A 14,094-nucleotide genomic window follows, 5' to 3' on the forward strand; every position below is an offset into this window, starting at 1 on the left:
CGTTCCGGTTCCAACCTGCTTATGCCGGTCGCTCTCGTTCCTGTAACCGTGTCCGAGTTCGCGTTCGAACTCGAGTTGTGTGCCCACCTCGAGAACCACCAGCCGGGCATCGTCGCCCGCCAGCTTGGAGCCAGCGTCGCCGAGCCCGGTGGCCGAATCCTCGACGTCGTCTGTGTCGAACCTGGCCCAGCTTTCGAGGAGCGACTCGAACTGACGAGCGCGTCCATTCCGGCGGCGGCGATCGAGTCGGCCGTCGGCACCGGCCGCGCACGCTACTGGAAAGACGCCTTCGACTGCCATCCTGATCGTGCTCGTCGAGCTACGGAGCGAGCCTGTGAGATCGGCTTTTTCGAACGCGACCGACGCAAGGGCCGCGAGTACGTCAGGCAGGTCGCGCGCTATCCGGAGTGGGACGGTCGCCTCGTCGGCATCGAGAACAAACCCGACCTCGAGCGGCCGGGCGACCTCGAGGCCCAACTCCGAACGGACGTCAGCCTCGCGCTGGTCGACGAGATCGTCCTCGCGACCGAGAGCTACGTCACGGGAGCGCATCTGCACCGCATTCCCGAAGCGGTCGGCGTCTGGCGGGTCCACCGCGACGGCGACGGCGACGCATCGACACTCGAGATCGAGGTCGTTCGCGAACCGACGCCGCTTGCCGCCGCCGAGCCAGGGATCGAGCCGCTCGAGTACCAGCCGGGGCGGACCGAGATCGCCGTCGTCTCGCCCGAGGCGAAAGCCCGGCGGCGGCGACGCATCGCCGAACGCGCCTACGGCAAGGGGTGGCGAACGTACGGATTTCCCGACTGTGGGGCCTGTCGAGCCGACGACTCGAGCGGCGCGACGCTGCCCTACTGTGAGCAGTACGACCGCGTCGTTGACGCCAGCGTGGAGTGTGGGCCGTCGTGTCCGGGCTACGACTCCGCAGCGGCCCTCGAGGTAGATCTCGAGGCAGAGCGTGACCGTCGAACGCCCTGGGTGGCGGCGCCAGCGGGCAAACGTCGCCAGCAATCGGGGCTGGATCAGTTCGGCTGAACAGCGGGCGATAAGTTGTGCGTTCCAGTCAGAGGTCGTACTGCTCGCCGTCGACCGCCAGTGGCTCCTCGAACGCCTCGTCGGCCGGGTAGTAGTGGGCGAGATGGACCAGTCGCGTCTGCTCAGCGTTCAACTCGTCGGCGAGATCGAGCGCGCCCTCTCGCGTCATGTGTTTCGTCCCGAACGTCCGGGGGACGCCGTCGTTGTTCTCGTGGCGACCGCCCATCGGATGGTACTCACAGAGATGGGCAGGGACGATCGCGTCCGCGAGCAACAGATCGGGATCGGCGAGCACCGTCCGGGAGGGATCGGGAATGTCGTAGCTTGTATCGCCGGATAGCGACAGCTTCGCGCCCGTTTCTGGATCCTCGATCGCGACGCCGTAACAGATCAGCGGGGGATGGTCGACCGGCACCAGCGTCACGTCGAACCCACAGATTTCCACTGGCTCGAGCGGCGTCGTCGGATGGACCTCGAGCATCTCGAGGTAGTGGTAGTCCTCACGGACCGTCTCGGCGACGCTGTTGCCTGTCTTGGGATCGGTTTCGTTTGCCGCGTAGAGGTCGAGTGCGTCGAAGACACGAAAGACGTTGCCTAGCCCGTCGAGATGGTCGAAATGAATGTGAGTCACGATGGCGGCATCCGGCAGCGAGACACCATCGCGCAGAAACTGGGTCCGAAAGTCCGGACTGAAATCGATCAGTAGCGACTCACCCGTGCGTTCGTTCTCGACGTGGACCGAAAACCGGGTGCGCTCGATACCGCGCTCGCGGGCCGTCTCGCAGGTGTCACAGTCACAGCCAACAGTGGGCGTCCCAGTCGTGTCACCGGTTCCGAGCAGCGTCACCCGCATCGTCACGTCACCCCTCCGACCGCGCCAGCGAGGTTGCTCATTGCGATGTGATAGGTAGCCGTCGCATAAAGGGTGTTTCCCACGACCAAGACGAACCGTCTCCCGCCGACAGGCGACGCGGCCAGAAACGGTATGTCTCTCCCCGCCTGGCAGGGCTTGTCGGGTGGCTTTTTCAATACGGGGCACGCATCACCGCGTATGGACGACAGCGAGCCGTTTACCGTCGATACTGTTCTCGCCCCGGTCGACGGAAGCGAAGAGTCTGCAACTGCCGTCGAGTACGCCGTTGCCGTCGCCGACCGCTATGATGCGACGGTCCACGTCCTGTTCGTACTCGGTCGCGGCGTCGTTCGTGGGCTGAACGCCGGCACCGTCGATGAAGAGACCGTCGCAACGGATACGCAGGGCTTTTTCGACGAAATACAGGCTGTCGCAGATGCAGCAGACGTGCCACTCGTGACCGCCGTCGACGACGGCTTCTCACAGACACGAAAGACACGCCACCCCGGCAACGTCACGCTCGACACTGCCGATGCGATCGACGCCGACTTCATCGTCTTGCCTAGAGAACCGGTTACCGACACCGCCACATCAGAGGTCCTCGAGAAAGCTGCCGAATACGTGCTCGCGTACGCGAGTCAGCCAGTTCTCTCGGTGTAGCTCCCGTCTCAGTTCACTCGAGTCGGATCGCCATCTCCTGTTCGAAGCTTTCGGTGCCGGTCGACTCGAAGCCGACACGTTCGTAGAGGGCGATCGCCGGATTGTTCCAGCGCTCGACGGTCAACCACACCCGTTCGATGCCGCTGTCGCTCGCGTGCCCGAGCAGATGCTCGAGGAGTTTCGTCCCGATCCCGGCCCGCTGGTAGTCCTGTAAGACGAAGATCGCGAGTTCCCACTCGATGTCGCCTTTGTCGGCGATCGATTCCGGATCATCAGTGTCGGGGACAAGCGTTGCGTGTGCGACGACGTCCTCACCGTGGCGGGCAACGACGTTGACGCTCTCGTCGGCGATCGTCTCGAGCCAGTTGCGGATACGGGATTCGCCCGTCGGTGGAATCCCCTGTGCCCGGTCGGTGGGATCAAACTGGTCGTACATCTCGACGACGTCTTCGAGTACCTCCCCGAAGTCGGCCTCGGCACTGATCTCGATGGGGCGTCCCTCCCGGTCCTCGAGAACCGTGGTCGGCGAGGGGAACGGTCCGGCCGGCTCGTCGGGGTACGGTCGCGTTCCAGCCATTGTTATCGCACCAGTTTGACCGTCGTCGGTGCGTTCAACAGGACGAACTCGGTGATGGGGCCGAGCTGAATCTTCCCCATCGGGCTCAGAGTTCCGCCGCCGATCACGAGCTGATCGTACTCTCCCTGTTCGGCATAATCGACCAGGGAACTGCCCGGATCGCCCTCGAGGATGACGATCTCTGCGTCGATGTTCGCTTCGGTGAGGAGTTTTTCGGCTTGCATCTTCATCTCCTCCTGTGAGCGTTTCGCCTCGGGTTTGTCGACGATGGCGACGGTGAGATCGTCGCCCATCTCGCGAGTCCGATCGATCGTCCGCCGAAGCGTTTTGATCGATTCGTCGCTTCCAACGAGACCCACTAGGACGTTCATACCCATGCGTGTGCACCGGTGGACGAAAACCGTTGTGCCGCAACCCCTCTGAAATCTCCTCAAGCCGGCATCCGGCCAGCGCTTTCGATAACCGTGATGAATACTCGCGTGTGAGTGCGGGTCACTTGCAGGCGTTGCGTATGACGACGATGTTAAGACCGTGTGGTGAATACGTTGACGGAATGAGTGACGCGGCGCTCGATGTCGTGGAGTTTCTGCTCACGACGAGCGTGTATTCGGACGATCGGACACTGGATGAGAACGATCTCCCACCGTCGTTCCGTCGGGTATATTGGACCGGCGGCGTCGATAACGACAGCGACGATGGGGACGGTCGCAAACACGCCGGCATCAGTCGGCCGCTCTCAGCCACGAACAGTACTGCCCGTGAGGCGACGGGTGTCAACCAACCCTGGGAGGCCGTCTCGGAGCTGATGTTTACCGATCGCGACGAGTTCTCGGGGACTATTACCCTCGTCCAGGAAGCAATGGCCGAACAGTGGTTCGCTGAACGCGTCGACGACGATCGACTGCGTGAGAACCCGACCCTGGCCAAACACTTCACGACCCACGAGGAGTTCGTCGACATGTTCGACGTTACCCACGAGGAAGCTCGAGAGCAAAACCGCCCGATTCAGGCCGATCGGGTCTGGATCGACGGGCTGCTCGAGGAGTACTTCGACGAAGAAGACGACGAGGAGATGCTCGATCTCGTCGAGGTCCGCGCGCCGGAAGAGGTCGACATGTCCTTGGACGAGCTCGTCCTCACGGACGATCAGGAAAACGAACTCGACAAGATCGCCAAAGCGATCGAACACCGCGACTACCTCGCGAATATTGGCTTGCGCGAGATCGGGAAACTGCTGTTCGTCGGCCCACCGGGGACCGGCAAGACGTCGACGGCACAGGCACTCGCCCAAGACATGGATCTGCCGTTTGTCGAAGTCAAGCTCTCGATGATCACGAGCCAGTATCTCGGTGAGACGGCGAAAAACGTCGACAAAACGTTCGAGGTCGCCAAACGGCTCTCGCCGTGTATTCTCTTTATCGACGAGTTCGACTTCGTCGCCAAAACCCGTCGCAGCGACGAACACGCCGCGCTCAAACGCGCCGTCAACACCCTGCTCAAGAGCATCGACAACATCTCGCTGATCGATGACGACGTCTTGCTCATCGGCGCGACGAACCACCCGGACCAGCTCGACGACGCCGCCTGGCGGCGCTTCGACGAGATTATCAACTTCCCCAAGCCCGATCACGGTATGCGGGCAGATATTCTCGGCGTCATCACGCGGACGATGGACATCGAAGAGTTCGATCCGCAGCTTATCGCCGAGGTTACCCAGGGACTAACTGGTAGTGACCTCCGGATGGTCCTCCGAGAAGCCGTCCTCGAGGCCCTGACCGAGGACCGGATGACGCTGACCCAGCAGGATCTGTTGAACGCCGTCGAAGAGTTCGAAGAGCGAGACACGCTGAAAAACATGGATATGATGGGTGGCGACCACGATGCCCTCGTCGCGGGCGGCGACCTCGGCAGCGATGGCAGTGGTCATTCACACGACCACGATCACGATCACGACCACGACCACGACCACGATCACGATCATAGCCACTGAACTGTCTGCTGTCCCGGTGGCCTCGCACGCGTCGCGGGTACACCGGCACTGACGGACCGGTGTCCGTATACGGCGTCAACGTGGGTTCACGGGCGAAACGCCCAACTGTCAGCCCGGTGTCGTCGTCGTATGCACGATTTCCATACGCATACGAACTACTCCGACGGGGGGTTTCTCGAGGGCATGGTGCAGGCCGCCGATGCAGCCGGACTCGAGGGGATTGGGCTGACTGACCACTGTACGATCTCGGCTCGCGGCGGGCCGGCGGCCGTCCGCAGCGTCTATGGCTTTAATCTGGATCTGACCTACGAGCGACGGCGACAGGCGATCGAAGCCCTCCGTGATCGGACGACCGTCTCACTCGAGATCTACGATGGGGTCGAGATGGATTACGACCCCCGGGACGAGCGCGCGATTCGTGAGTTTCTCGACGATGCAGAGTTCGAGTACACGATCGGGAGCGTCCACGTCATCAACGGACAGAACGTGCAGGTGTCGAGCAATTTCACGGCATCGAGCGAGACGACGCGTGATGCGATCGTCGACGACTATTTCGAAGCGCTCGTCTCGTTGATCGAGTCGGAGTTGTTCGACGTCGCGGCCCATCTCGACCTGATCGAACGGACCCCACCGTTACGAGGCCGTGCCACAACAGCTCACTACGAGCGCGTCGCCCGAGCACTGGCCAACTCGCGGACGGTTCCCGAGATCAACGTCGGACGTGCGACCGCCGACGCAGCGATCGTCCACCCGAGCGATTCGTTTCTCGAACTGCTCCGGGAGTATGACGTCGCCGTCACCGTCGGCTCAGACTCTCATCGCCCAGCCGAGATCGGCGACCGAGCCGCGTTTCTCGAGACATATCTCGAGTCACGGGCACTCGAACCGGTCAAACCACCCGGGCTCGAGTGAGGTCTGAGACAGCCTGCTGTACCGAGATCACGGCGTCGCCGACAGCGCCAGAAGCCAGGCGCGTCGAAGAGGCGCCGGTATTTAAGCCACCCCAGTCGTAACTACGACATATGTTCGATACGGTTGTCGTCGCCACTGATGGCTCCGAGAGCGTCAAACGAGCCGTCGACGTTGCACTCGATCTCGCGGATCGTTTCGATGCCGACATCCATGCGCTCTCGGTCGTCGATGCCAGCGAGGTCGATGCCTCGCCCCAACAGCTCCGGGACGAACTCCGGACCGCCCTCGAGACGACCGCTGACGCCGCACTTGCGACCGTCGAGGATCGGGCGGACGAGGACGTCGAGATTACGGCTGCCGTCCGCGAGGGACGCCCCGCAGCCGAAATCTGTGAGTACGCCCGCGAGATCGATGCCGATCTGGTTGCGACCGGGACCCGTGGCCGTCACGGCGAGAACCGCCTCCTGCTTGGCAGCGTCGCAGAACGCATCGTTCGCACCTCACCCGTTCCCGTTCTCTCCGTTCGACAGCTCGATCCGGTGGCTGAAGACGAGGCCGACGACGCGCCAGCCCAGTAGCGCCACGCCAGAGGGGAAGTCACTTCCCCGCCCGTCCCGCAGGACGAACCATGTACGACGAACTTATCGACAGTGGCGATCTGCCGCTCGCCCGAAAGTCGGTCCTGCCGGGCACTGGCTTTTTCCTGCCTGATACCCTCGAAGACGATCTCGAAGACGAGCAGACGGCTGCCGCCCTCGAGGGGGCCGACGTCGCCGTCATCGCCGACCCCGACGCCGACGGCCTCGCCTGCGTCGCGCTGATTCGGGAGGCCTACGACGACGTCCAGAACGTCCCGGAGCCTGACGACGATGACGACCCCGTCGACGAGCGAACCGACGCGGCGGATGCCGTCGACGACGCCGCCGACCCCGTCATCGCTGGCGACGTCGACGAGCCACTCGAGGAACCCGAACCGACACCACATAGCGTCGCCCTGATCCCCGCAAGCCCCCACGACGTCGAGGACGCACTCGCCCGTGTCGCCGAGTTCGGCGACGAGGGCATCGACATCTTCGTCTGTGACCTCGCGCCGGATCGCTACGAGTACGTCGAAGACGAACTCGAGGCCGCCCTCGAGACCGGAGCCAGCGTCGAGTGGTACGACCACCACCAGTGGGACGACGACGTCGCCGCGTCGGTGCGCGACGCCGGGGCAACGTTGGTCGTTGGCGACTCCGACGAAGAGTGCAGTGCTGACGTCGTTTACCGCTCGCTCGAGTACGAGTTCGGGCCGATGTATGAGGAGTTGGCGACCGTCACGCGTGATCACGACCTCTGGCTGCGCGAGGACCCACGCAGCGACGACCTCGCGGATTACGCCTACTGGACCGACCCCGCCGAGTACGTCGAGGTCGTCCGTGAGTACGGCGTCGACCTGCCCGAGTGGGTTGGTGAGTTCCTCGAGGAGCGCCGCGTTGAGAAGGAAGCGCTCATCGAACAGGCGGTCGGTCGCTCGGAGTTCCGCGAAATCGGTGGCTACACGGTGGGGATCACCTACGGCCGCTGTTCACAGAACGAGGTCGCCGAAGCGATGCGCGAGCAGGGGGCCGACGCCTCAGTCGTCGTCAAACCCGCCGGCTCGGCCTCGATTCGAGGCACCGACGAGTTTCAGCTGTGTCACGAGGTCGCGGGCAAAGTCAACGGCGGTGGCCACCCGAAGGCTGCGGGCTGTAAACCCGACATCTACGACGACATGCTCGATTACGCCAACCACTGGACGACCCGCGGCGCGGTGACGAAACAGGTCATCCTCGATGCGTTCCGCGACGTCGTCGCCGAGGCTGACGCGGCGGACGACGAACAGGCCGACGAGTAGCTGACTCACCACCCCAAATCGAACTGCGAACTGTCGTAACAACTGAACCGATTTATACACTGATCGCACAGCTGTCGTGCAATCAGGTGCAGTGACTTGCAGTGGCTACTATGCCCTCGAGCGCTCGAGGGGAGACGTCGACACCGACTTAGTCCTGAGAGAGGACGTATCGCATCACGAGCTGGAGGACGTGGACGAAGACACCAGCGACGGCGATGTAGACGCCGATCGTCTGCAGAGCAACGGAGGCGTTGCGCTGATCACGAACCTGCCAGATCTCATAGCCCAGTCGAAGCAGAAAGCCCAGGAAGATGAGGACGAAGCCGACCAGCAACAGCACCTGCAGGACGAACGTGCCGACGAGGATCACGCCGACACCGCCGAGGAAAGCGTAGTTCGCGAATCGACCCCAGTGTTCGAACGTCGTCGAGCGTGCGTAGATGTAGCCCGAAATCAGCGCCGTCAGCAGTGCGGTGACCACCGCTGTAATGCCAAGCACCAGCAGCTGTGTCTCTTGGGGGACAAACGAGATAATTCCGGCACCGAAGATTCCGAAGGCCAGTTGCAAGACGACCATGCCGATGAACGCCACCCCCATGTCGCCGTTCGTGACCCCGCGCTCGGCGATCAGCTCCCCGCCCATGATCGCCGCCCCGTAGACGAGCACGCCGACGATTGGGAACGCAAAGAGGTAGTCGTTGACGACCGCAAGCGGTGTCGCCGCAAAGACGTACATCAGCGCGACGGTGATCGTCATCAGCCCGGTCGCGCCGCCGATCACCTGTACCTCTCGACTCGAGAGGCCGAAGCCACGGCCTGTCTCGTGTGGAGTTTCGAAAGAACTCATGACTCGAGTGTACGCCGTCCGGTCGCAAAAGAATGGTCTTTGCGCCCGACCAGTGTCCGCGCCGCTGTTTCGACCCGCCGCTTACGCGTCGGCGGGGTTCCAGCGGTCCGAGTACGCCGTTCCACACGTACACTGCGCGTACGCGTGAATCACATCGCCCTCGGCGTAGATGCCGCCGACGTCTTCGTTCTGTTCTTCGGCGAAAGCGAAGATGAACTGGACCTCGTGGTCGCCGTCACCCGGCGTCTCCGGACAGGTGCCGCCAGTGAGATCCGCGTCGATGATCCCCTCGAGATCCATCGCGGATTTGGCGAACTGCATCGCCTCCATCCCGGTTGCAGCCTGAAACGCGTTCCGGCCGCGCTCGCCGTCGACGACGATCAACACGCCGTCATCGACGGGCTCGCCGAACTCCGCCAAGCGGTCGTCGGAGACGTACGAGTCGGCCAGAAACAACGCGACATCGTCCGGTCGCTCGCCGGCTAGAAACTCCTCGCGTGGGTCAGTCATACCCCTGTATTTCCGCTCGAGGTGGAAAAAAGGCGCTATACTGGTTCCCGACGGCCGGCCGCTGTCGGCGGTCGAACACCCGTTGCTACCGGTGGCGTCGCCTCTCGAACCCGCGGGCGGATCACTGCTCTTCGAGATCCGACGCGATATCCTGCAGACTGCTACTTGGGGGTTCTCGAGCGTCGTAGTAGACGGTCTCTCCAGGAGAGCGAAGTCCGTAGAGGAACTCGGGCTCGATGACGTCGATCAGGACCGAGCCACCCATCGAGACGCTGTGGCCGTCGATCCAGTCGACGAGTCGATCCGTCGCGCCAGTTGGGTCACGGGCCTCGTCCGGCGTTTCGTAGATGCCGGGGACCGAGAGGTCGTCACCGGTTAGCGCTCGTTCGACCCGTGCGAAACACTCGTCGCCGTCGAGGACGACTCGGACGACCTCGTCGGTCGTGAACGCATCGCGATCGTCGGCCGGTACCTCGAGACGGACACCGGTTGCCGTCTCTGTACACGTCGACCGGACCGTCTGCACTGACGGGTGGTCGCTCGAAATTCGGTCTGCCATTGACGAACTGAAAATTCGGCTATGAGTTATTCGTCGGCGTCTTCGCCGTCGCCAAGAAGCGTGTCGATGTCGGTGCTGCCGGACTCGACGACCGTGGCGTTGATCTGTGCGACGACGTCGGAGACTTCACGACCTCGAACTGTGATGCGGCGACGCTCGCCGTCACGCGATGGCTTGTAGCCCGTCTGTCGCTCTTTCATCAGCACTTCCTGCAGGTTCGAGCCAGCGACTTCCGGGTTGAGTGGTCGCCCGGCTTCGTCTGAGCCACCGGTGATCTCGAGTGTGTAGCCGTCGAGGCCGACTGCCCCGCCGTCGACTTCCTCGCCGATCGACTTGCCGATAAACCGGTTTGCGTCCTGTTCTTCCGCCTCAAGCTGGTAGGACGACCCGGAATCGGGATCGCCGACGACGACAGTGAAACTTGCCATGTTCGACGGAAGACGGCCGTTGCTCAAAAGAACATCGATACGACCTACAACTGTCTGCTGTGATCGGCTTCGGTCCCGGCCGTTGACGGTGTTCGGGGCTCGAACAGTCAAGTGCGTTGCCCGCCTACGCCCACTCGTGTTCATCGATCCCGAACGACTCGAGAGTCGTCTGTGTGAGGAGTTTGGCGGGACGACGGGAGAGTCTCGTGTCGTCGTTCGCCAGGCCGTCGACCTCGCAGACTCCGGCCAGTATCAGGCTGACGTCGGTGCGACACTGACGACCGACGCCGTCATCGAGGAGCTGTCGGATGCACCCGACGGTACCCCGCCGGAGCGGTGGAACTGGTGGATCGGCTCGCTCGAACTCGCCTATGGTGGCTACGGGCAGTTCGGGATTCGACAGTACCGGGACCACGACTGAGACAAACCGTTGCCCGTCAGGTCCGACGCGAGCGCGACTCGTCCCTGCGGCCACGCCGATGATCGGGACAGCAGTCCGTCTGAGACCGAAACAGCTTTTCCGGCGCTGACTGACTAATCAGTCAGTGACCGATCCCGACGTCCGCGATGCGATCATGACCGCCACCTATGAAGCGCTCTGCGAGAAAGGGTATAGCGACCTCACAGCCCAGTCGATCGCCGATCGGACCGACCGAAGCAAGTCCGCGCTGTTCTATCACTACGACTCCAGAGAAGCGCTCGTCGCCGAACTCATCGAGTACCTGATCGAGGGGTTCGAATCGCGCGTCGCCAAAACTCGCGACCAACCGGCACTCGAGCGACTCGTTGCGTTTATCGACTGGTTTCTCTCTGCACCGGACGACGACGAGCGGGCGTTTCACACCGCGTTGCTCGAACTTCGGGCACAGGCACCCTACAACGACGTATTCCGTGAGAGACTCCGAGAGAGTGACGCCCACCTTCGCCATGCCCTCGTGGAGATCCTCGAGGACGGAATCGAGGAGGGTGTCTTTTGCGACCACGACCCGGACGCCATCGCGACACTCCTGCTTGCGGCGTTCGACGGCGCACGGATCCGCCAGGTTACGCTCGACAGAAACGAGTATCTCGAGACGATCAGCACGGGCGTGGTCGACCACATTCTCGCAGACGTGCTTGACCCGGACGCCGAGTTGCCAGCTGAAGCGAGTTTCGCGTTCCCACGTGATGAACGACTGCGAAACGATGAGAAGTCACCGGTCGAGACCGCAACTGACGATGCCGAACCCCGTGACACGGACGAATGAGTGAACTAAGACGACGCATCGCCCGCTCGAGCATTGCCGATCAGAACGCCGGACTGGCACCGCCAGTCGACGCGGTCGTCGACGACGCACTATCACCACCCGACCAGTCGCTCCCGGTCGCACTGTGTACCGTCGCCGGTGAGTTCGCCTCCGACGACGTCGACCATGGACAGGGACTGGACCCGGATACTCTCGAGTGTGTCCTCGAGCCGGTCTGTGGTGCAGTCAGGCTGCTCGAGGGATATGTTCGGCTTCGGCTGGCGCTAGCTGGCAGTGACCGAACGACCGCCGAAACCGATCCCGTCGCCGACTGGCTCGAGGGGCAATCGATCGATCGGGACACAGCGCTGCTCGCGAGCGATCATCTGCACGCCAGCGCCTACGTAACGGTTGCCGAGACACCGGTTTCCGATGCCCAACTCCTCGAGTTGCTCGAGCTCGTGATCCAGGGGTCGACGGCGCTGGCTCAGCAGACAGTCCCAGCTTCCAGCACGGACGAGACAGCCGACGACCGGGTCCCCGTAGAGGCGACGCTTGCCGGTCTGGCCGGCGCACTCGGCGTGACAGCTGTCGGTGGATCGACCGAAACACGCGAGACGCTGCGACGCTATGGACACGAATTGGTGACTGCACTCGCGTCCCAGTCGGCGGTTACGAGCGCCGACCCTGCGCCTCGAGCGACTGCCGTTGGCGTCCTGTTCGATGGCCAGTCCCGACGAGTCGTGGGCGAACAGAGCTCCATCGAACGCTGTTCTCCCTCCGTTCGAAACGCTCTCGAGCACGCACGGTCGGCCCTCGAGTCGCTTGCGGCGGGCGAGGTCTCTTCGGAGTCGGAGTGGCCGCCCGGCGACACACTGCCACCGCTTGTCCGCCTCGAACAAGCAACACGACTACCATTTCAAAACAGTTGAATTTCGGGGGACGGTGGCGTCCCACTCGAGCAGTTCATACGGTCTACTGTCCCGATCCCTAGCGACGGGGTCGGTGGATGACGGAAATTGAGACCGCAGTCCGTATCAGTCGTCGTTGAACGTGTTGACTCTGTTCACCACTTCTTCGGATGTCTCGACCGGCTCATCGCCCGAAAAGGCATAGAGGACGACACCGAGGACACACCAGCCGAGAACGATCAGCCACTCGTAGGGCCAGAGCAGTGCGGATTGGCCGCCTGGCAGATAGAGCGAGATGAAGATCGCGGTCAGAACGAACGCGACGATGCCGACAACCGAGCCGCCCGGAACCTTGTATGGGCGGTCCATCTCGGGTTCGCGGTAGCGCAAAACCAGGAAGGAGACGACGACGAGGAACCAGGCGACGACGATGCCGAGTCCGCCGGCGTTGACGATCCAGCCGAGCATCTGTTCGCCGAAGAACGGGGCGAGCACGGAGAGACCTCCGATCAGCAAGATCGCGTTGCTCGGCGTGTTGTACTCTGGGTGGACCTTCGCGAGTGATTTCGGCAGCATCCCCGACTGAGCGAGTGCGAAGAGTGCGCGACTGCCGCCGATGATAAACGCGTTCCAGCTGGTCATAATCCCCGCAACACCTGCGAGTGCCATCAGCTGACCCGCAGCCGTGCTGCTGAACAGGACCTCCATTGCCTCTGCTGCTGGCAGTGGGCTGTCGACGAGCGCTGCACCCGAAAGTGCGCGGCTCGAGCCCCAGATGACGGCCATGTAGAACATCGATGCCAGTCCAACCGACAGCAAGATCAAAAGCCCCAGTGTCCGGGCTGGAATGTCAGCTTCCTCTGCTGACTGTGGGATAACGTCGAACCCGACGAACATGAACGGAGTCATCAACACGACGGCAAAGATACCGGCCGTTCCGGCCCCGAAGGAGGGGTCTGGTGATGGCTGCCCGCTAGTGATCGCGCCGGAGATCAACACGACGCCGGCGAACGCGATGACGACAGTCATGATGATCTGGAACTGCGCGGCGATTCGAATGCCGATGTAGTTCAAATATGTGACGCCGATCGTTCCCAGAACGCCAACGAGGACCCAGGTGCCGTAAACCGGCTCTCCAGCGACTTCCCAGAGCGGGATCGCATTGAATCCTGGAATGATAAACGCCATTGCGGACGGAAGCGCAACCGCCTCGAAGGCAGCGACAGTGACGTATCCAAAAATGATCGCCCAGGTACAGACGAACGAACCGATCGGGCCCAGCGCACGAAGACTGTACACGTGCTCGCCGCCGACTAACGGCATCGACGAAGCCAGTTCACTGTAGATAATTGCGACGATACTGACGACAATCCCCCCTGCAATGAACGCGGCAATCGCACCCATTGGACCTCCTTCGTTGATCCAATCTCCGGCGAGGATAATCCACCCCCAGCCGATCATTGCCCCAAACGACAAAATCAACATCTCCTTGGTACCCAACGCCTTTTCTAAGCCACTTTGTGTTGTATCTGACATGAGTATCGTGCCTGAGTTTCGTTACCGTATGGGCCATAAATACGACACCTAATGTATCTTTCGTAGATATTGTATTACGAGCAAATATTGTACTATATCATGGTTCAAATCCAATATCGGGCCATTCTGTTGTGGGAGAGCCAGTGATTTTGGAAACATCCTATAAAATTCATC

17 protein-coding genes are annotated in these 14,094 nt (G+C 62.2%); 9 read left to right on the forward strand and 8 right to left on the reverse strand.

What is annotated here, in order from left to right:
* Positions 1-21 precede the first annotated feature (21 nt).
* Positions 22-1,035: a DUF5787 family protein gene (locus tag DV706_RS05205; RefSeq protein WP_006066179.1), complete on the forward strand. Its 1,014-nt coding sequence runs from the start codon at positions 22-24 to the stop codon at positions 1,033-1,035.
* Between the two features lie 28 nt (positions 1,036-1,063).
* Here DV706_RS05205 and DV706_RS05210 read toward each other — a convergent pair whose 3' ends face one another.
* Positions 1,064-1,888: an MBL fold metallo-hydrolase gene (locus DV706_RS05210; RefSeq protein ID WP_006066178.1), complete on the reverse strand. Its 825-nt coding sequence runs from the start codon at positions 1,886-1,888 to the stop codon at positions 1,064-1,066.
* Positions 1,889-2,086: 198 nt separating this feature from the next.
* On the opposite strand from DV706_RS05210, the gene DV706_RS05215 reads away from it, so the two are divergent.
* Entirely contained in the window at positions 2,087-2,548 is a 462-nt protein-coding gene (locus tag DV706_RS05215; RefSeq protein ID WP_006066177.1) for a universal stress protein, read from the forward strand.
* A 13-nt stretch (positions 2,549-2,561) separates the two neighbouring features.
* Here DV706_RS05215 and DV706_RS05220 read toward each other — a convergent pair whose 3' ends face one another.
* Together DV706_RS05220 and DV706_RS05225 are read right to left on the reverse strand one after the other, a co-directional pair.
* Positions 2,562-3,125 carry a GNAT family N-acetyltransferase gene (locus DV706_RS05220; RefSeq protein WP_006066176.1) on the reverse strand — a complete coding sequence of 188 codons (564 nt, stop codon included), beginning with the start codon at positions 3,123-3,125 and terminating at the stop codon, positions 2,562-2,564.
* Positions 3,126-3,127: 2 nt separating this feature from the next.
* A complete protein-coding gene (locus tag DV706_RS05225) occupies positions 3,128-3,496 on the reverse strand; it encodes a universal stress protein (protein ID WP_049889795.1) in 369 nt (122 codons plus the stop codon).
* A 182-nt stretch (positions 3,497-3,678) separates the two neighbouring features.
* Here DV706_RS05225 and DV706_RS05230 point away from each other — a divergent pair, with 182 nt between their 5' ends.
* From DV706_RS05230 to DV706_RS05245, 4 genes are all read left to right on the forward strand, one after another.
* Positions 3,679-5,115, forward strand: coding sequence for an ATP-binding protein (locus tag DV706_RS05230; protein ID WP_006066174.1), 1,437 nt, complete (start codon positions 3,679-3,681; stop codon positions 5,113-5,115).
* Positions 5,116-5,244: 129 nt separating this feature from the next.
* Positions 5,245-6,027 (forward strand): histidinol-phosphatase HisJ family protein, encoded by a 783-nt coding sequence (locus tag DV706_RS05235; protein ID WP_006066173.1) that lies wholly within the window; start codon positions 5,245-5,247, stop codon positions 6,025-6,027.
* 110 nt (positions 6,028-6,137) lie between these two features.
* Positions 6,138-6,605 carry a universal stress protein gene (locus tag DV706_RS05240; protein WP_006066172.1) on the forward strand — a complete coding sequence of 156 codons (468 nt, stop codon included), beginning with the start codon at positions 6,138-6,140 and terminating at the stop codon, positions 6,603-6,605.
* Positions 6,606-6,655: 50 nt separating this feature from the next.
* Complete coding sequence (locus DV706_RS05245; protein WP_006066171.1) at positions 6,656-7,903, forward strand: DHH family phosphoesterase; 1,248 nt, start codon at positions 6,656-6,658, stop codon at positions 7,901-7,903.
* A gap of 148 nt (positions 7,904-8,051) precedes the next feature.
* Here the strand turns inward: DV706_RS05245 and DV706_RS05250 are convergent, their stop codons facing one another.
* The 4 genes from DV706_RS05250 to DV706_RS05265 form a co-directional block, all read right to left on the reverse strand.
* Complete coding sequence (locus DV706_RS05250; RefSeq protein ID WP_006066170.1) at positions 8,052-8,750, reverse strand: hypothetical protein; 699 nt, start codon at positions 8,748-8,750, stop codon at positions 8,052-8,054.
* An 81-nt stretch (positions 8,751-8,831) separates the two neighbouring features.
* The gene (locus DV706_RS05255) at positions 8,832-9,260 is read right to left on the reverse strand and encodes a DUF5807 family protein (RefSeq protein ID WP_006066169.1); all 429 of its coding nucleotides are present in this window, start codon (positions 9,258-9,260) and stop codon (positions 8,832-8,834) included.
* 121 nt (positions 9,261-9,381) lie between these two features.
* Positions 9,382-9,819: a DUF7112 family protein gene (locus tag DV706_RS05260; protein WP_006066168.1), complete on the reverse strand. Its 438-nt coding sequence runs from the start codon at positions 9,817-9,819 to the stop codon at positions 9,382-9,384.
* A 26-nt stretch (positions 9,820-9,845) separates the two neighbouring features.
* On the reverse strand, positions 9,846-10,247 hold the full coding sequence (locus DV706_RS05265) for a 30S ribosomal protein S6e (RefSeq protein ID WP_006066167.1): 402 nt from the start codon (positions 10,245-10,247) through the stop codon (positions 9,846-9,848).
* A gap of 136 nt (positions 10,248-10,383) precedes the next feature.
* On the opposite strand from DV706_RS05265, the gene DV706_RS05270 reads away from it, so the two are divergent.
* The 3 genes from DV706_RS05270 to DV706_RS05280 all read left to right on the forward strand — a co-directional run bounded on the left by DV706_RS05270 (position 10,384) and on the right by DV706_RS05280 (position 12,405).
* The gene (locus DV706_RS05270; protein ID WP_006066166.1) at positions 10,384-10,668 is read left to right on the forward strand and encodes a hypothetical protein; all 285 of its coding nucleotides are present in this window, start codon (positions 10,384-10,386) and stop codon (positions 10,666-10,668) included.
* Positions 10,669-10,792: 124 nt separating this feature from the next.
* Entirely contained in the window at positions 10,793-11,494 is a 702-nt protein-coding gene (locus DV706_RS05275; protein WP_006066165.1) for a TetR/AcrR family transcriptional regulator, read from the forward strand.
* Positions 11,491-12,405, forward strand: coding sequence for a hypothetical protein (locus DV706_RS05280; RefSeq protein ID WP_006066164.1), 915 nt, complete (start codon positions 11,491-11,493; stop codon positions 12,403-12,405). Before DV706_RS05275 ends, DV706_RS05280 begins: the two co-directional genes overlap by 4 nt.
* A gap of 105 nt (positions 12,406-12,510) precedes the next feature.
* Here DV706_RS05280 and DV706_RS05285 read toward each other — a convergent pair whose 3' ends face one another.
* Positions 12,511-13,920, reverse strand: a complete 1,410-nt coding sequence (locus DV706_RS05285) for an APC family permease (RefSeq protein WP_049889789.1) — start codon at positions 13,918-13,920, stop codon at positions 12,511-12,513.
* Positions 13,921-14,094 lie beyond the last annotated feature (174 nt).

Source organism: Natronorubrum bangense (assembly GCF_004799645.1).
Classification (GTDB): domain Archaea; phylum Halobacteriota; class Halobacteria; order Halobacteriales; family Natrialbaceae; genus Natronorubrum; species Natronorubrum bangense.